At 49.2% G+C, this 18,269-nt stretch carries 16 protein-coding genes; 3 read left to right on the top strand and 13 right to left on the bottom strand.

The features are described 5' to 3' along the window. Nucleotides 1-5 precede the first annotated feature (5 nt). The 4 genes from L1F29_RS28600 to L1F29_RS28615 form a co-directional block, all read right to left on the bottom strand. On the bottom strand, nt 6-1,901 hold the full coding sequence (locus L1F29_RS28600) for a stalk domain-containing protein (protein ID WP_258385414.1): 1,896 nt from the start codon (nt 1,899-1,901) through the stop codon (nt 6-8). Nucleotides 1,902-1,938: 37 nt separating this feature from the next. Beyond that, nucleotides 1,939-3,048, bottom strand: a complete 1,110-nt coding sequence (locus L1F29_RS28605; RefSeq protein WP_258385415.1) for a S1C family serine protease — start codon at nt 3,046-3,048, stop codon at nt 1,939-1,941. Between the two features lie 412 nt (nt 3,049-3,460). Further along, entirely contained in the window at nt 3,461-4,069 is a 609-nt protein-coding gene (locus tag L1F29_RS28610) for a bromodomain-containing protein (RefSeq protein WP_258385416.1), read from the bottom strand. 55 nt (nt 4,070-4,124) lie between these two features. Further along, nucleotides 4,125-4,979 (bottom strand): AraC family transcriptional regulator, encoded by an 855-nt coding sequence (locus L1F29_RS28615; protein WP_258385417.1) that lies wholly within the window; start codon nt 4,977-4,979, stop codon nt 4,125-4,127. A gap of 182 nt (nt 4,980-5,161) precedes the next feature. On the opposite strand from L1F29_RS28615, the gene L1F29_RS28620 reads away from it, so the two are divergent. After that, nucleotides 5,162-6,223, top strand: coding sequence for a Gfo/Idh/MocA family protein (locus L1F29_RS28620; protein WP_258385418.1), 1,062 nt, complete (start codon nt 5,162-5,164; stop codon nt 6,221-6,223). Nucleotides 6,224-6,257: 34 nt separating this feature from the next. Beyond that, on the top strand, nt 6,258-7,235 hold the full coding sequence (locus L1F29_RS28625; RefSeq protein ID WP_258385419.1) for a sugar phosphate isomerase/epimerase family protein: 978 nt from the start codon (nt 6,258-6,260) through the stop codon (nt 7,233-7,235). A gap of 643 nt (nt 7,236-7,878) precedes the next feature. On the opposite strand, the gene L1F29_RS28630 is transcribed toward L1F29_RS28625, so the two are convergent. The 9 genes from L1F29_RS28630 to L1F29_RS28670 form a co-directional block, all read right to left on the bottom strand. Then, nucleotides 7,879-8,547 (bottom strand): hypothetical protein, encoded by a 669-nt coding sequence (locus L1F29_RS28630; RefSeq protein WP_258385420.1) that lies wholly within the window; start codon nt 8,545-8,547, stop codon nt 7,879-7,881. 44 nt (nt 8,548-8,591) lie between these two features. Further along, nucleotides 8,592-9,443: a sugar phosphate isomerase/epimerase family protein gene (locus tag L1F29_RS28635; RefSeq protein ID WP_258385421.1), complete on the bottom strand. Its 852-nt coding sequence runs from the start codon at nt 9,441-9,443 to the stop codon at nt 8,592-8,594. Nucleotides 9,444-9,445: 2 nt separating this feature from the next. Further along, on the bottom strand, nt 9,446-10,282 hold the full coding sequence (locus L1F29_RS28640) for an HAD family hydrolase (RefSeq protein WP_309252350.1): 837 nt from the start codon (nt 10,280-10,282) through the stop codon (nt 9,446-9,448). Beyond that, complete coding sequence (locus L1F29_RS28645) at nt 10,266-11,414, bottom strand: ABC transporter ATP-binding protein (RefSeq protein ID WP_258385422.1); 1,149 nt, start codon at nt 11,412-11,414, stop codon at nt 10,266-10,268. The genes L1F29_RS28640 and L1F29_RS28645 overlap by 17 nt, the downstream gene beginning before the upstream one ends. Nucleotides 11,415-11,451: 37 nt before the next feature. Further along, nucleotides 11,452-12,354 carry a carbohydrate ABC transporter permease gene (locus tag L1F29_RS28650; protein ID WP_258385423.1) on the bottom strand — a complete coding sequence of 301 codons (903 nt, stop codon included), beginning with the start codon at nt 12,352-12,354 and terminating at the stop codon, nt 11,452-11,454. Nucleotide 12,355: 1 nt separating this feature from the next. Continuing rightward, entirely contained in the window at nt 12,356-13,327 is a 972-nt protein-coding gene (locus L1F29_RS28655) for a carbohydrate ABC transporter permease (protein WP_258385424.1), read from the bottom strand. Between the two features lie 34 nt (nt 13,328-13,361). Further along, a complete protein-coding gene (locus L1F29_RS28660; protein ID WP_258385425.1) occupies nt 13,362-14,822 on the bottom strand; it encodes an ABC transporter substrate-binding protein in 1,461 nt (486 codons plus the stop codon). A gap of 96 nt (nt 14,823-14,918) precedes the next feature. Then, complete coding sequence (locus tag L1F29_RS28665) at nt 14,919-15,626, bottom strand: GntR family transcriptional regulator (protein ID WP_258385426.1); 708 nt, start codon at nt 15,624-15,626, stop codon at nt 14,919-14,921. Nucleotides 15,627-16,426: 800 nt separating this feature from the next. Further along, a complete protein-coding gene (locus tag L1F29_RS28670; RefSeq protein ID WP_258385427.1) occupies nt 16,427-16,945 on the bottom strand; it encodes a DUF6933 domain-containing protein in 519 nt (172 codons plus the stop codon). 214 nt (nt 16,946-17,159) lie between these two features. Between L1F29_RS28670 and L1F29_RS28675 the strand changes: the two genes are divergently transcribed. Beyond that, the gene (locus L1F29_RS28675) at nt 17,160-18,197 is read left to right on the top strand and encodes a stalk domain-containing protein (protein WP_258385428.1); all 1,038 of its coding nucleotides are present in this window, start codon (nt 17,160-17,162) and stop codon (nt 18,195-18,197) included. Nucleotides 18,198-18,269 lie beyond the last annotated feature (72 nt).

The raw sequence follows: 18,269 nt of genomic DNA on the forward strand, positions 1-18,269 counted from the left end.
CCTGATTACGATGTGAATTTAAACGATTTTAGAATCTTGTCGACGAGATCGCGGAAAGCAGCCGTGTCGTTCGCCTGATTGATATGGAATTCCAGCAGATAGGCCCGGCCATTCTTCTCGAAGATATAGAAGGTCGAATTGAGCGGATGGTCACTCTTAAGCGCCTCCGCTTCAATCTTCGTCGCGGTCTGGCCCGCTATGGTGACTTGAGAGGTGCCGATTACCCGCGTCTCTCTGCTCTTAAAGTCCTCGTTCTGCGTCAGAACCGTCTGAACACTCTGTTGAATTCCAGAGACAGTAGCGTCATCATACACGCCTAAACTAAAAGTACCGTAACTGCCATTATAGGTCACGGCATCCTTCTCGAAGTCTTTGTCCACTCCGCTCCACGACTGCGGGATATCGATCGAATATCCGTATGTCTTACTGGTCTTCGTTACCGTCAGCGATTCCAGTCCCTCTTCTTCCTCCATCTCGCTGAAGTTCGCTTCCACGTAATCGATATCGAAGTCAAGCGTAGCCAGCACCTGTTTGAAGGCGGATTGCGCTTTCGCCGCACTGCCGGATGGATAGTAGAGAGTCACGTAATATCTGTGATTGCCGGCAATCAGATAAATGTCGTGCGACGTTGACCAGTTTTTCTTGTCGAAGCTGTATTCCAACGTCAGAACGGCTGCCTTCCCGTCTTCCAGCACCTGGTTCGACTCTGCGATGTTACGCAAGTAGCCCGGCGCATATTGCGCCTCCAGTTTCGCGCGCTCCTTCTTCATCCATTGCTCCGCCGTTTCATCCTTCTTCGCTGAAGAGATATGAATCTCCATGAAAGTATCTTCGTTCCCGAACAGCGGATAAGGCGCCTTGGAATCCCGTCCCCAGTCCGCGGGCAGCTGGACCGTCAGGCCGTAATCACGGTCGGAGACGACCATAAAGCCATCCTTCACCTTCGTGATGTCTTTCAGCGACGCATCCGCCTTGCTGAACTTCAGCTTGAAGCTGTCCAGCAGCGGCTGATACTTGTCCAGCGCGTCGCGGGACGCCGCCTTTACCCCGGACATGATGGTATAGATCCGGTTCTCCTTCTGGATGCCACGGTACTCGAAGAACCAGCCGTTCCGGCTGCGGCTGACGATCTTCTCGAAGCTGAGCCCTCCGATATCGACCGTCTTCTTCTCCACCGCAAACTCGTCTTCGGCGAAGTAGCCGAGCAGATGCTCGCGAACCTCTTCGCGCGTGTATGTCTGGCCGACATCGACGACCGTCACGATAAGACTCGGATTGCCGTTCGCATCGGACCAGACGGCAACGTTGCCGTTATCGCTCTGCTCCGAGAGAGACAGGTCGCTTGGGTAGTTGACCGACCAGCCGTAATAGCTGTCGCCGACTTTCGTCTTGCCGGCATCAGGATTTATTCCCCCGGTATTGCCGGTTTGTCCGCCGGTTTCGCCGCCGCCCGCACGGAAGCCGACGATTGTGATTTGCTTGCCGCTTGTCGTGATGGTCGCTCCGAAAGACTGAGCGATGACGCGCAGCGGCACCATCGTCGTATTATTGACAACCTTCGGCTCGACCGCGATCGTCGTTGCCTTCCCGTTGACGAGCACCTGCTTGCTGCCGATCGTCAGAACGACCTTCGTATCGTTGTAAGCTAGCGTGATGATTTTGTTCTTCTCCAGCTGCAGCCCGGCTCCGAACGCTTTGGTGATGACGCTTAACGGAACGAGCGTCGTGCCGTTAATTTGATACGGCTTCTGGATGGTCGAAGATGCACCGTTGATCGTGACCGTAGGGCTGCCAACGGTCAGTTGGATGACGACGGGCTGGGCCGCCGCTCCTACCGCGGCCGGAACGAGCGCAATCATCAGGCATAGTGCGGTGAATAGTACAAGTAGACGTTTCTTCATCTAAGTAATCCCTCTCCCATGTATGATCGTTGCCGATTTAGCCTTGAGCTAGGACAAGCTTGCGCGTAGTCAGCTTGCTTCCCGTTTGCGTTACGATTTCGACCTGCTGACCGGGCAGGTAGGCCTTGAGCAATTCGTTCAGCTCAACTAAGGACGTAACCGGCTTCCCCGCCACCGTATAGAGCAGATCGCCCGCTTTAAGTCCGGCCTTCGATGCCGATTCGGCCTTTACTGCCGTCACCCTTAGCGGCTCCGTCGTCGGCAGTCCGACGATCGCGGCCCAGCTTTCCTCCAGCTCGATACCGAGCGAGGCGCGGTTAACTTTGCCATACTTGAAAAAATGCTGCATGACATACCGGACCGTATCCGTCGGGATGGAGAAGCCGAGGCTCTCGATACCGGGGCTGACGAACTTCAGCGAATTGATGCCGATCACTTCTCCCTTTAGATTGACCAGAGGTCCGCCGCTGTTCCCGGGATTGATCGCTGCGTCGGTCTGCAGCAGTTTATAAGCCGACGAGACGGACCGGTTCATGCCGCTCAGGATGCCGGTTGTTGCGGTATTGCGCAGCGTGAACGAGACCGGGGTCCCGATCGCCGCCACCTGCTCCCCGACCTGAAGCTGCAGCGGTGAAGCCGCGAACCGCGCCGGCTTCAACCCGGTCGCATTCACCTTCACCAGCGCAAGATCGCTTGCTTCGTCTGCATGGGTCGTCTTGCCTTCATACTGCTTGCCGTCCGCCATGACGACTACGATGTTCTTCATGTCCTTGACGACATGCGCGTTCGTCACGATCCAGCCGTCAGCCTTCCAGACGACGCCCGTCCCGTGTGAAAGCGCATACCGATCTTCGTAGCCGGCCGGCTTGCCGATGATCGCCACCACGGAGGGCGAGACGTTCTGAATGACATCCGGAATCGGGTCGCGGGACGAATAAGAATACGTTCCCGTCTTCGCATTGTACGTGCCCGTTCCTCCCAGCGCTTTCGTCAGCGAGCTTGCCTTGACATAAACTTCCCCGTTAATGAGCTTCGCTTCGAGCGAATGCGCGGGGGCCGCAGCCTGCGCCGCACCCATCGCGCTCCCGGTCACAAGCAGCGCTCCGGCAGCCGTCGCGCACAGCAGCCGCAGCCTATTCTTTCTCATCATGAAATCTCCTATCCCCCAATTCAGCACAGGTACTATGGACGCATTGCTAGAGTCACAGATTCACTTTACTATATATTCCAATATGTAACAATTATTTTTTTCGTTTCCAGTTTTGTAAACCAGCACGCAGACATCCGAGCCGTTTCCAGCCTCTATTACCCGCCCCTTCCAAGTAGATCTATCGGTCTTCTTTCCTATGAAATCCCTGCTAAATCGACCTCATTTACAGGTATTGTAAAATTATGTATTTTGCTTGTTGGCCATGTGATTCGAGTCATTCTGTTTCGTTCTGAAGTGCTGTTCACAATGAAAAGAGAACCAGCAGCGTCAAATTAACGTTCTGGTTCTCTCTGGTTCGGTTATTGGCTTCTTCGACTTCTTTAGTTACACGGAAAGAATAAGTTCGAGATTATGCTTTTTTGCTCCAAACATTCTTATAAAGATCGCTAACCGTTAAAAGCACGATACCTGTTTCATTCAATGAGATTTCTTGGTTTTCGTAAGATTCAGAGGGAAAGATATAGAAAGAAAAATAATCGCCGTCTTTGTAGTTCAACCCGCTTAAACCAGATACCGAGCTGGTGTAGTGCTTGCCATTATACGATGCTGTCATTCGGGCGGACATAGACGTTGTGAATGAATTTCCGTTTACCGTAGCATGATGAGCTCCTGAAATTAATGAGGCATTGCTTAACGAATAGGATCCGCTGGACCTGAATCCAATTTGATATCCGCCACTATTAATGCTGCCTGTATGATCAATCCAAGATACATAGATTCTATAGGCACCGTCATTGTACAACTCTTTCCCGATATTGCTTTCTAAATCAGACAAGTCAATTGGAATTGAATATTCACCTTGAACAATATGCCCCTTCGTATCCGTAAATTCTTTGGTGTTATTCGCAATGTAAGCCATTCCTTCCGTCCATAAACCTATCAAACCTATTTGCCAAAGAACCACAACAATCACAGCAATAACTGATGTCGAAATCATTACTATTTTCTTGGCTTTCATTCTTGTTTATGGGCCTCCCAGATAAGGATTACACATGTTTGAAACGGATCGCTGCTTATCGGGGCAGCCCCTTCTTGTATTTGCCCGGGCTGCTGCCGTACATCGATTTGAAAAACCGGATGAACGGATACGCCTGGTCATAGCCGACCCGATTGGCGATTTCCCCCATCGTCAAATCCGTCGTGGCCAACAAATACTGCGCCTTCTTCAATCGCTGCGCTTGGATGTACTGCATCGGAGAGACTTGAAAAGCTTGTTTGAACTCCTTATGAAAATGAGAGGTGGACAAGTACATCAGCTCGGCTAGCCGAGTCACCTTTATTTTCTCGGCGAGGTGTTTCTCCATGTAATCGAACACGGGCTGAAACCGTTGGAATTTCCTTATATCCTCGAAGCTGCCGATCTTGTAACGGGAGATGGAAAGGACAATTTGCAGCAGATCGAACATTCGCTGTTTGACCTGCGCCATCCTGTACAAGGATGTACTCGAATCGATTGCATCGGCGTTCATCAAGGCGGTTATTTCGGCTTGCAGCCGACCGATGTCCGTTCCGATGGCTTCGGAGGTGACATAAGGAGCTTCGATGAAGTCGAACAGTTGACAATGGTCCAAAAGCGTAACGTTCACATTCAGCCAATGCGTAACGAATTGAGGACCCAACATGTGAATTTCGTATTTCGTATTCGGCGGAATAATTAACCCTTGTCCGGGTTCGACCTTATAGCTGGCATTTCCGATGTCCAGAAGCAGCGGGCCGTCCGTAATTTGGGAAATAAGCGCGAATGGCTGATCATAAACATGCGTAGCCCTGCCCCGGGCTTCATTCACGTGAAATCGCGTCGTATTTCCCTGGAAATACGTAAAATCGAATGAATTCAGAACCGTGACCAGAAACCGGGAATCATTCATGCCGCATCCACCTGCTTCGCGTAATTACACTTATTATAGTGGATTGCGGAACCGAATCAAGCGGGATCAAGAAGGCTTCCATTAAAAAGTGTATAAAATCAGACGATTTGCCATTTCTTCCTTTCATCGCCTGGTGGAATAATATTTCCGAGAACGAAATCATGAGGGAGTTGAAGCCGGAGATGAACGCAAAGCTGAAGATCGGCATTCTTGGGGGCGGAGGCATATTGGCCGCGCATGCCCCGGGTTTTATGCGTCTTAGGGATCTATGCGAAGTCGTAGTGGCGGAGACCGATGCAAGCCGCCACCATGAGATCAGAAGACTGCTGGGCGATGAGGTTGCCATTGTGAGCGACTATAACGAGATTTTGGCCGATGCGGACGTGGATGCTGTAGACATTATTCTTCCCCATTATTTGCACGCGCCTGCCGCAATCGCGGCTGCGAACGCGGGCAAACATATCCTGACCGAGAAGGTGATGGCCCGCAATCTGCAAGAGTGCGATCAAATGATTGAAGCATGCGGGAGATCGGGCGTATCGCTTACCGTCTGCCATGACCGGCGTTACGATTCCGAATGGCAGGCGCTTAAGGATGTCGTGGATTCCGGCGAACTGGGAGACATTCTGTTCTGGAAGCTGGAACACAATCAGAATGTCGTTTTCCCCGAAGGAAGCTGGGTGCGGTCCAAGGAAAAGCTTGGCGGGGGAGCCATCATGAGCTGTCTCACCCATCAAATCGATTCGCTCAGATGGTATGAAGGCGAAGTGGATCACGTGACCTGCATGACGAGGACGGAGCCGGGCCGCATGGAAGGCGAGAGCATCGGAGCCATACTCGCCAAGATGCGCTCGGGCGCGCTGGCTCTGCTCTCCATTAACTGGTACACGCAATCGCATCACGCTCCCAACGGATTATGGTACGAATTCAATCATGTCACCGGCACGAAAGGAGAAGCGTATTTCATGAGCGGCAAGGGCACATACGTCAAAATTCATGACGGATCGTCCAAGCACTACTACGACACGGAAGGCAAAGGAAGCTTCGTCAAGGTTGACGTTAAAAAAGACCTGACAGGGCACCAGCGCTGCATCGAGCAATGGGTGAAGAGCTTGAGGGGAGAACAAGCGGAAATTCTGACCAACGGGACTGATAGCCGCCGAACAGTTGAAGTGGCGGAAGCCGCTTACCGGGCTGAGGAAACGAAAGCGGTCGTTAGCCTTCCCCTCCAGCCGGCACGTTGAATACGGCAAACAGGCGAATAAAGGAGGAACAATCTTGAGGATCGGAATCGACAGCTTTACGATCCGGGAATTGAACCTGGATCCTTATCAGTGTCTGGATTATGTCAAGCAGCTCGGATTGGAAGGCGTGCAGTTTGGCGGTATTGCGGAATTAAGCAACAAGTGCGATCTGGGTGAATTAATGGACATACGGGATTACGCCGATTCGCTCGGGATGTATACGAATGTATCCGTAGATGCGTGCAATCCGCTGCTATTCCACCAATCGGAGGACGAAGCCAGAACCGCGATTACAAGAGATATTCAAATCTTGGCCAAGGCCGGCTGGCGTGAATTAAGAAGCGTGATCAGCCACAACGATGAACGATACAAACACCCCGTGCCATGGCACACGCATTTAACGAAGAGCGCCGAGTTCGTACGAAGCCTGAGGCCGGTGCTGGAGGCATGCGGCAGCCGGATCAATATCGAGAATCACGGCGACTCCACCTTCGATATTTTGCATGTGGTCGAAGCCTCCGGGGCAGATATATGCGGCGTATGCCTGGACACCGCCAATACGCTCGTTAATGCGGAAGACCCTGTTCTGGCCGCCAGAAGGGTCGCTCCTTACACGCACTTGACCCACATCAAGGACGGAATCGTCTTTTTCTCGGCGAACGGGGTCAGCAGGCAAGGAAAGGCACCCGGTCAAGGGATCGTCGATTTCGAGAGCATCCTTGCCGTTCTGGGCGAATACAACCCCGAGTTGCCTTTATCGATCGAAGATCACAAGTGGATTTTTGAATTTCCGGTGTTCGAACGGGATTGGTTCGGTCCCAATTCGGATTTGTCGTCCTATGAATTCGGGCAATTTATGAAACTGGTAGGGATAACGGAGAAGAAGCTTGCCTCCGGAGAGCTGCCCGCAATTGAAGCATACGAGGCAATCCCCTATTTGGCACAAATGGAAGAAAGGATTGCTAGCGGCGCCAACCATCTGCGGGATATTCGGAATCGGTTGAACGGATAACTGCGGCAAGTACAATGACTCTCGGCGTAGAGTGCATAGTCGGTCCGTATTCAGCGTGCCCGTGAGACGAGGTCTTACGGGCAAATGGACTCCATTCGACAACGCTGTTTCAAGGCACGGTCCACGGAACGATTCGAATAAGCGATGGTACGGTTGATTTGCCAGTGGAGCCGGTTCACCGGTATTCCCCCAGCCATTTGCCTGTTTCAATACAACGCCGTATGGTCTCCACTTCATCTTTCGTAATTGTAAGTCCCTCGACCATCGTGGCCTATTCGTCGGCCATGCCAGTAAGCTCCCGCTAACAAAACGCGAAAAACGTACGCTAAGCGAAAAATTACTCTAATAAGCCGGAAACCCGTAAGCTAAGGAATCCGGCTAATGTGCAATGTAATACGGGAATCAACTTTTAGGGTAATACCGTCGAAGCTCTCATATGGATGCATATGTCAAGTCGGTCTTCTAATGTCCCCCATATGCGCAATGACCATTACTTTGACCGTGCAATTCAGAAAATTGGAATAATTGTTTTCAAAAGATTGTTGATGACTCGCATTACGATTCATATATATACTCTCCTCACTTAGTAAAAAAAACGGATGAGACCTGCTTTTCTGCGTCTCATCCGTGGCTTTTATCCAACTTACTTCAGGCCATCCAGAAAAACTCTTGCAATAACGGCCGTAGTCATGTCTTCACGTTCCGGCTTGACCATTTCAATCCGCATGTCATACTTGTCCGCAAGAGAAACGATGGCTGGAAAAGCAATAATCTTCTCTCCGCGAATCGTGCCGTTTACGGCAATTTCCACGCCAAGCGGATCATGAACCCGTTCATTCTTGTCCTTGATTGACGCTCCCATATATTGCGCATATTCACCTGTCATACCGCAAATTGGACATTCGTCCACATACGGATGCAGGTGCTCTGGACGGTCGACTTCATAATGAATGCTGGCCGCATACTGGAAATAACCGTTCTCGTCTGAAGAATCGGGCTGAAACTTCTTCAACGGCTCGTAATAAAAGCGAAGGTGAAGACAGTGTTCGTGACTTCGGCTATCGTCCTCAAGACGTACCGGTTGCAAGCCTCTTCTTCTAGCATATCCGTCGCATCCTTCGTTAGAATGATAATACCCAAAATCGTTAGTCATATAGGTACAAGCTTCCAACTCTTCCAAAACGAGCTTTCTCGCAGACCCGTAGGATTTCACCAACGATGTGCTGACGTAGAACCACAGGTTCGGATAACGAGGAGCAAATTCGCCAAATTGCTTTGCTGGCGGCATAGTCAAATAGTTCTGTTCGTTCATTTAATATCTTCTCCTCTGCATGGTAAATGATTTTATTTGCTCCCTCAAGCTTTCAAGATGCGATGAACTCTGTCTAGTCCGGAAATAATTTCGCTAGTATGAAGTGCATAATAATGTTCGAGGACTTCCGTGATCACCAATCCGTTAAATCCTTTGAACGGAGCTAGAAGCCTTTCATATTCGATGGCTCCCCACCCGATAGGCAAATGAAGATCGCCTCTGCCCAAGGCCGTCCAGTTGTGGGTACCCATCGCGTTATACACGGGACGGTTCGTAATCCTTAATTCCTCGTAATTGCCGAAATTGTCATTCACATGTAAATGTACAACCAAATCTTTGAAACTTTCAATCGCCTGCAGCTGATCATAACCGTAATACGCTGACGCCAAGAAATCATGACCTAGATCATATGTCATCTTGATTTGCTGATGATCAAGCCTCCTGACCAAATCGGCTACTTTACCGCTGCGTTCAATCTCGATGTTCTCAATCGCAAGTACGACTTGATCCGTTCGATTCGCCGCCTTCAACAGCAACTGCTCGAGCAACTGCTCTTCCTGGGGGAACGATTCCTTCTCGTAATGAACAACCAGGATGCGGCTGCCGATCATGCTGCAAAACTCTTGTACGGAACTGAACAGCCGGTTAACTGCACCAGCGGCTCTTACGTTGCGCAAATCAAGCGATCTTGGCTGATGCACACTGTATTCGAAAGGGAACTGCCGCAAGATTCCGACAGCCATTTCTGTCCGGGTCGGATGAAGCGCTCCGTTGAATATCAGCTGCAATTGCTCAATCGAGAGTTCTACCGCTTCGACTCCGGCTGTGTGCGCAAATTTCAGCGTTTCTTCCAACTGTTCTAACCGGCAGCCCAACGACAATCCTTTTTTTACCATCGTTATACCTCCAGCGACTCCAGCATATCCATCACTTCAACAAGCGCATCTTCGTTATTGCTTCTTTCGGTTACCCGGCTGGCTGCTGCTTTAAGATCCGCATGTCCGTTTTTCATAGCGATGCCATGGAACGACGTAATCAACTCCAGATCGTTCAGACCGTCTCCGATCGTCGTTATGTCTTCACGTTTCACACCAGCAATCTCCATGAGTCTCAGGCACGCCGACCCCTTATTTATGCCTGGCGGAAGCACTTCCATCAAGCCGGGTTCGGAAACAACCGAATTCAATCTGGAGGGACCGATATCCGTGAACATCTTGATGCAATACTCTTGGAATTGATTTACACGCTCAACGTCTCCGAGAAGCATAATCTTATTAATCCGTTTCCATTCGCCGTAAATTTCGGTATAGAGCTTCTGTTGAATAGCAACCTTGTCTTTCATGCGAAACCGCTCGACCTCATCGCTCCACTCCGGCACATAGATTTGCTCATTGACAAATACAAGCAGATCCAATCCGTACTGCGCTTTAGTCGTACTGTGCAGATTCAGGACGAGTTCGGTATACGGCTGCGGCAAAAAATGTTCTTCCAGATAAGCCCCGCGAACGGGATCGTAGATCTTGGCTCCGTTGAAAAGAATGACCGGCTCCACAATATTCAATTGTTCAATGAATGGCTTTGATGCAACCAGCGTCCGTCCGGTCGCGAATGTCAATCTTCCGCCCTGACTTCGGAATTGCTCGGCGCGCCTGATTGTCTTTTCCCCGACTTGCTGTCGGGAATTCAGTAAGGTTCCATCTAAATCTGTAATGATCCATTTATTTGGCAACTGCAACTGAAATCAATCCTTCCTTCCTTTCATGCGAGTCCTCGGCATTCAGCATCAAGTTTCGCTCGGTATCGGCATCGAACAGATATCGGAAGTGAGTCAGCCGGAGCCGAATCTCATCGCCTTCTTTCACTTGCTCGGACAAGTCCGCGTAAATCTTGATATGTTGGGCTCCCGCCGCAAGGTGAAGTAATTTTTCCCGACCCGTGAATTCAATCATCAATACGTTGGCTTTAAAAGAGTTCGATTCATCTTCCGGCTTCACAATGTGGACCTGATGGGGGCGGAAGCCAATCATCAGCCGCTGCTCCGGCATTGCATCCTGTACGCCGGCAAGACTCGGCGGAAGCGTCAGCACGTCTCCGGTTTCCGGCAGCCGGACGCTCAATCCGGGACGTTCCCATCGGCAATCCAGCCTGTTCATGGACGGCATTCCGAGAAACTGGGCGACAAACCAGTTAACCGGGTTTTCATACAATTCATCAGGTGTCCCGTACTGCTGCAATCGTCCGTTGTTCATCACCGCAATGCGGTCGGACATGGACATCGCTTCTTCTTGATCATGGGTAACCATCACTGTCGTAATGCCGAGCTTCTTTTGAATACGCCGGATTTCTTCACGCAGGCTCATCCGGAGACGGGCATCCAGACTGGACAACGGTTCATCTAGCAGCAGCAGCTTAGGCTGCTTCGCCAAGGCCCGCGCCAAGGCCACGCGCTGTTGCTGTCCACCCGATAGTTGGCTCGGTTTCCGCTTCAGATAACCAGCCATTTGTACAATTTCCGCCGCTTCTATTGCCCGCTCTTCCGCTTGTTTCTTCGGCATTTTACGATTTTTCAAGGGAAACGTAATATTATCAAGCACGTTCATGTTCGGATAAAGCGCTGGATTCTGGAATACCATTCCGATATTCCGGTCCTTTGGGGGGACATAATTCATCAGTTCACCATCAAAATAAATACCGCCTTTGGATACTTCATGAATGCCTGCAATCATCAGCATGGTTGTGGATTTCCCGCAACCGCTCGGACCCAGCAGCGTTACCAGTTCCCCGTCCGCCACATCCAGATTCAAATCGGATACCGTGGGATCGCCTGACTCATAATATTTGAACAGCTGTGCAATGCGGACCTTCAATATCAACACCTCCATTTTATTCTTCGCGGCATTCCGGCTACATCTTCATATTGGAAAGTGCTTTCTGTGAGAAGAAATAAAGGATCACGCAAGGCAGCATATAGAACGTAGCCAGTGCCATTACCAGACCGTAGCTGGCAGAAGACGTCTCATTGAATAACGACTTGATAATAATCGATAGTGTATTAATACTGTCGTCAAATATAAACACCGATACCATCACATACTCTCCCCATCCGCTCAAGAAAGCGAACAGCGATATGGCTGTCACACCTGGCCAAATTTTGGGCAAGAAGACGGTATAGAATATCTTGAACTTTCCGCATCCGTCCGTTTGTGCCGCCCAAGTCAGTTCCTTGGGAACTTCGTCAAAAAAACCTTTGATGATCCAGGTGGACATCGGGATACCGCCCAATACTTTCAGAACCATGATGCCCGTCAAGGTGTTCAGCAATCCTGTTGTATTCAGAATATAAAACGCTGCAATCAACCCCGTGATCGCTGGGAAAGCGTGAGTAAGAATCGTAGATTGCAGCAAAAAGTTTCTTCCTGGAAATTTGGTTTGTGAAATTGCATAACCGGCCATAAGTGAAAATGCGACCTCGAACACAGCCGTTCCGACCGCGATAAACAAAGTATTCAGAAATACGATCCAAACACTTGGATACACATACCCGTCAATATTCAACTCGGACCACAGAAAACTCCAATGATCCAGTGTAAATTTGGTTGGTATCAGACCCGAATCGCTGAACGACACCAGCACCATCCAGACATATATCGCAAGCAGCGGCAGCGATCCGGCCGTCATGACGGCAATCGCCACTCCGTTCGGAAGTGCCTGAAGCCATCTGCGCCGACGGTTGAGCAAATTGTCATGCTGATTCTTCAGATCGCCACCAACAGTGCCTGTGCCTTGCAAGGGAATAGGATTTTCCAAATTATCCCTTCCTTTCTGTATCCTGGGGTGATGACTGGGCCGATTTCATCATTTTCTTGAAACCAAATACCCGGTATGAAATGAACATGGCTAACACAACAACCGGTAGAATGAACAGCGATATAGCCGATCCGTATCCAAAATTGAGTGTGCTGAATGCCGTATGAAAAGCATACAGAGCCCAGGTTTCCGAACGGTTCATCGGACCGCCATCGGTCAAAAGAAGAATGGATTCATAGCTGGTAAACATGGAAAGGCCCTGCCAAACAAGAAGAAACGTCAATGGCCATTTCAGAAACGGGAGCATCAGCTTGCGCAGGATGACCCATTCCGATGCGCCATCCACTTTGGCCACATAAAAATACGACTTCTCGATAGACTGTATGGCGGAAGAAAATATGATCATCGACATTGAAGAACCCATAATGCCGGATAACGCAATGTTGATCATCAGCGGATAGCGATCCAGCCAGTTGACAGGCTCCCAGCCATACAATGCATGCATGATCAGATTAAGGATTCCGTTAGAACCCGAACTGAAAATCCATATCCACAAGAGCGCCTCGACGACGCCAGGAGAAACGCGCGGCAGCAGCCAGATCATTCGGAACAATCTGCCTACGCGCTGCGAGCGGATATAGTAAGTTGTGGAGAGGGCTATGGTCAGCCCCCACACCACCTTGATAAACATCGTCACACAAACGAACAGCACTGTGTTCCATATAATTAGGCCAATCGCCGGGTCAATCAAAGCTCTTTTAAAATTATCCAGTCCGTTGAAATTCCATTGTAGCGCGGAGTCCATCGACGTGAATGAGATCAGGATGACGATGACAGCTGTGATGACGAACAGGACATATTGATTCAGCATAAATGGCAGCAGCATGATGCCGGGTGCCAATTGTTCTCGAATTTTGCTCCATAATGGACGTTTCAGTGCTGCTGAGCCTTCCTGAAGTTCATCATTCATCATTGGGACAGACACCTCCATTCACAACATTCTCGCATTATTTCTCAATTACTTCGCCTAAATCGATCTTCATCTGTTTGCCCATCCAATCCACGGCCTCATCGGTTGTCATACTGCCGCTGACAACGTTCTGTGTAGCATCTTTCATTATTTTCTCGAACTTCGGCTCATTCGGATCATTCGGCATAAATTTCGAATATTGGGTCAAGTAGCTCACATAGTTCAGCCATGGGTCCTTTTTGACCGTTTCGTACTGTTGGCCTTCCTTCGTAAACGGAATATGGGAGCTCTGCAGCCCATGTTCAGCTTGCAGCTTGGGCGCGCTGACTTCAACCAACAGTCGCTTCACCAGATCGGGATATTTCGTATCCTTAGACACGACATAAACCCACGGATTGGATACCGTTACCGGCTTCTGGTCTTTGTTAGCGACAGGCATCACCATCGCCCCGATATTATTCATCACATACTCGGAAGTAACGTTTCCTGTGACTTTGTGCATGCCGCGTGTCCGCCATTTTGCCTCATCCCATACGCCTGCTTGCAGGAACAATCCCTCATCATTGATTAAGGTTTTGAGCATGTCATCTTTGCTTTCCGAAACAAATCCTTTGGAAAGCATGCCTTGCGAAACGGCATTATTCAGATACTCGAACGTTGTCTTCAAGTGTGATTTATCCAGCACATATTTGCCTTGACTTGCGTCATATACCTCAGTACCGTGGTTAAAAAAGATAACCGGCAAATCTTTGCCGCCAGCAGTCAGCATCAATCCGGAATTCACGACCTTGCTGTCCACCGCTTTTTTGGCCAGATCTGTCATATCCGCCAATGTAAATTCTCCGTTTTCCGATTTCTTCGGTAGGTCTGCAATTTGTTGATCCGTCCAGCCTAATTTCTTCAGTACATTTTTGTTAAAAAAGATCGGACGAGCTTCGGTGTCCTGAATGACGCCCCAAACTTGCTTATTCCAAGAAACGGCGTCCCAATAGCCAGGCATCTGGTTCTGGAATACCGGTTCTTTCTCGATTCCGGTCAGCGGCAACAAATAATCGCCATTGGCCATCCAGCCGATATTGGAATATCCCGTTGCGTAAATATCGTTGGCATTGTCGGATTTGGATGCAAAGATAAACTGCTGTTTGAATTCGTCATCTTTCACCGATTTGACAATCGCTTCAACCTGCACGCGCTGCTTGGAATTTTCTTTCTCCAGTTTCTCATTCAGACTATTCGCCGCTTCAATAAAGTTATTGGCTCTTGCAGGAGCCGATACATCGGGTGTCATCACTTTAATGTTAATCGTTTCGATATTGCCATTTCCCGAAGTATCTACGACATTTTTCTTGACTCCGCCCTTATCCATGTCAGCCGCCGAGTTCGGGTTTTCCGTCTTGCTGACTTGCGAAGCCGGCGTATTCGTACTTTCAGTTTTTGCACAGCCTGACAGCACTATCGTCAATGCCATCATAACCATCAACATTGTTTGTTTTTTCATGGGAATCGATCACCTCATTCATCGTTTTCACTACGGCATTGTCCTTAACGCGCTGATTCGACTTTTCCCCGCTTCAGCCCTGGGTTATCGCGTTCCTTACGTTCTCCTTACAAAGAACCGGATCATATCGTTGCGCATGTAATCATAAGAGAGAAAAATCGGAACCGTTTTGGGATCATAATGGACTTGAATGAATTTCAGCAGCGGAGCGTTGCTTTGCTTGAGCCGATAAGGCAGCATATCTTCATCGGTAACGGCGCGAATCTCCATTAACGCTTCGGCGACTACGATCCCGTATTTGTGCTTCAAGCAATCCGTCAACGAACCGGGATTGAATTTTTCTGGGAAATCCGGTCCCACTACGCTTTCGGACATAATGTTTTGGGAATAAACGACCGGTTCTCCGCTGGCAGCACGGATCCGATCGACGACAAACACACTGTCATGCTTGTCCAAATCAAGCAATTGAAGCTCATTCTCGTTTGGCTTTCTTTTAAAGATTTGTACTTCCAAATCACTTTCGACCAGATTGGCGTTGCGGATCAGTTCCGTAATACTTGTGAATCGATTGATCGTGCTTTCCATATGAATCCCTTTACTTCTGATGAAATAACCGGATCCTTGGATGCTGTAAATGTGCCCGGATTCTATAAGACACTTGAGCGCTTTGCGTATAGTTTCCCGGCTCGCTTGAAAACGCCGGGAAAGCTCCGACTCGGTCGGAAGCTGTTCCCCTTTGGAGAACGACATTTGCTCGATTTCTTTGGCGAGCGCTTCGCTGATTGCCGTATATCGGTTCAACATTTAACGATCAAATCACTCCTTTGCAGCAGACGCCTTACAAGATCATCTTGATTCCATAATAAATCGGATATGTCATTACCAAATTAGTCGAATGTTAAACACTATCAATCCGGTGTGGACATTCTGTAAATTTGTCTAGATCAACATTCCGGTAAGCAAGTTGAGGAACAGTCCTGAATTGACCTTTTTCCCATAGGCGCCCACTTATTTTCTTGAAGAGGAAACCAAATTGTCTAGGAAACTTATTAAAATATGTCTAGATCAATATGCAAAAAAGGCGAGATCCCTTCCTTAGGGGATTTCGCCTTCAACGTTTCATTCATATCGTTAACTTTTTCGTGTTTATAACTGGCAGCAAATCAACGACTACGAGCAGAATGAGATAGACATTCAGCAACCACGAAATTGAGGAAGGATATGCATTCAAAATGTAGACGAGAAGCGGCTATACTCCCTATCCGCCCCAGGCTGATGGCCATTTCTCTGGCCATGAACGAAGCACCTAGAAAGAAACAACCCCTTTCTAATTTCGAGTGCATGCGGGGCGCTTGCGACCCAGGCTATTGGCGGAGTGGGGCGGGTATCATCGCTGCAGGATGTCGAGGCATTTCAGCGCACACACTCATTACGGGATTAATCTGCTTACCATATAGGAGAAAGCGAAGAACTGCTCGCGGTGTTAGCATGTCTTCATTTTATCAGTCAAGTAACTATGGATCGAAAAGCAATGTTCCCCAAAAGAAATAAATAGGCGGGAAATACAGAATAGAAAGTCAGATTGCCATAGAAACCGATTTTGTTTATGAATTCGTTTGCCGTGCCTTTCCGAATCTCTCTTTGAGCTCCTTCTTAAAGACATCAATCGGCCTCTCGTAGTCAATGGGCTTATAGATTAATCTATTGTTCCACTTATGCCGGGTATCCTGATCTTTAAGCTCCTCATTACCGCTTTCAAGTGTTTTCATTGTAAGCATGACTTCATTTAGCGTACCTAACACACTTCTGCTATCTGTCTTAGTCAAGACATATTCCTTGCAGTTATCCAGGTAAGCATTCATGAGCGCCTCCGGAATGTGTTCCAGTGCAAAGTAATGGCATAAATGGGTGAGGAAGATTTCCTGCACTTTAGTCGAATTGCTTCTGATCCCCGTCACGGACAAAGACATCCGCGACAAGTCATTTATGAATACATAGTGTTTCTTCCCGTATAGGGTGAAGAAATTAACGTGCCAGCTGAAGAACGGGTCGGTTGATTCAACCGTATGCGGTTTTGCATTCAGGTCCTTCAATGTATCTTTGGTTGCTTTTATGTAAAGCATCGTTCGGACTCCTTTCATTGTTTGCACGGGTACAACTGTATTGGATTGTTATTGTACCTTACCATGAAACCCTCAAAGTAGTAATTCGATCTTCCCTTGGATTTTACGCTTTCTTTTCACCCGTCCCATCTCCACCCACAAATTGGAAAGTAACAAACACATCTTAAGCGCGTCTATATAATGGTAAAGAAAACCTAGTAAGGAGTGTTTAGACATGAAGATGAGAACCGGCTTCCTTGCGGGGGCCGCGTTTACGATGCTGACTACGATGCTTATTCACACCGCGCCTGCAAAGGCCGAAGCGAACCCGTCACCATCCATTTTTCTGGACGGGCAGCCATTATCCTTTAAGACGCCTCCCGTTGTTGAGAACGGCTATAGCTTCGTTCCGATGCGTCCCATTTTTGAGGCCGAAGGAGCCAAAGTGTCCTGGGACAATCGCACGCAGACCGTGAAGGCTGTCAAAGAAGGCGTCACGCTTACATACCGTATCGGTGAAACCGCCGCTTACAAAAACAAAGAAAAGCTGGACATGCCCGTATCCGGCAAAATTATCGACGGATCGACCATGGTTCCGCTGCGATTTATTAGCGAAACGCTGGGCAGTCTCGTGCAATGGCATGAACATTCCAATTCGATTACGATATCATCCGTTCAGAATTACGAGACGACCATTGAATATGGAGTCAACCTGCGCAATTCGCCTAAAGACGATGCCAATTCCCGCATCCTCCGGATGCTGCCGAAGAATGAGCGAATCCACGTCATCCGGGAAATGGATGTGAATTGGCTGGAGGTGCAGGCCCAGGACGGAACCATCGGTTTCATCTCGGCTAAGCCGATTTATTCCGATTATACCAGCCTTGAGCTGGCGGAGAAGCAAGCGGATGCGCTGATCGCATTCGGATCGCAATACCTGGGGACGCCTTACGAGTTCGGGGCCAAGTCCGGCCAAACCAACACGTTCGATTGCTCTTCTTTCGTCGAGCATGTGTTTAAGGAAGTGCTGTCCATCGATCTGCCGCGCGTCTCTTACGACCAGGCCCTCGAAGGGAAGGAAGTCGGAATCGGCGAAATACGCAAGGGCGATCTGCTGTTCTTCGGCGCCCGCGGGCTTGAGATCGGGCATGTGGGCATCTACGCGGGGGACGGCAAGATTCTGCATACGTTCTCCAAAGAGCGCGGCGTTCACATCGGCGATTTCAACGACAATTGGAAGAAGCGTTTTGTCACGGCCAAGCGGTTATACTAATCGCATCAAGAAGAACCGGCTCGCGCCATCATTAATGGCGACGCTAGTTTCTCCCTACAGAAGAAGGATCCG

It is taken from the genome of Paenibacillus spongiae (genome assembly GCF_024734895.1).
Classification (GTDB): Bacteria; Bacillota; Bacilli; order Paenibacillales; family Paenibacillaceae; genus Paenibacillus_Z; species Paenibacillus_Z spongiae.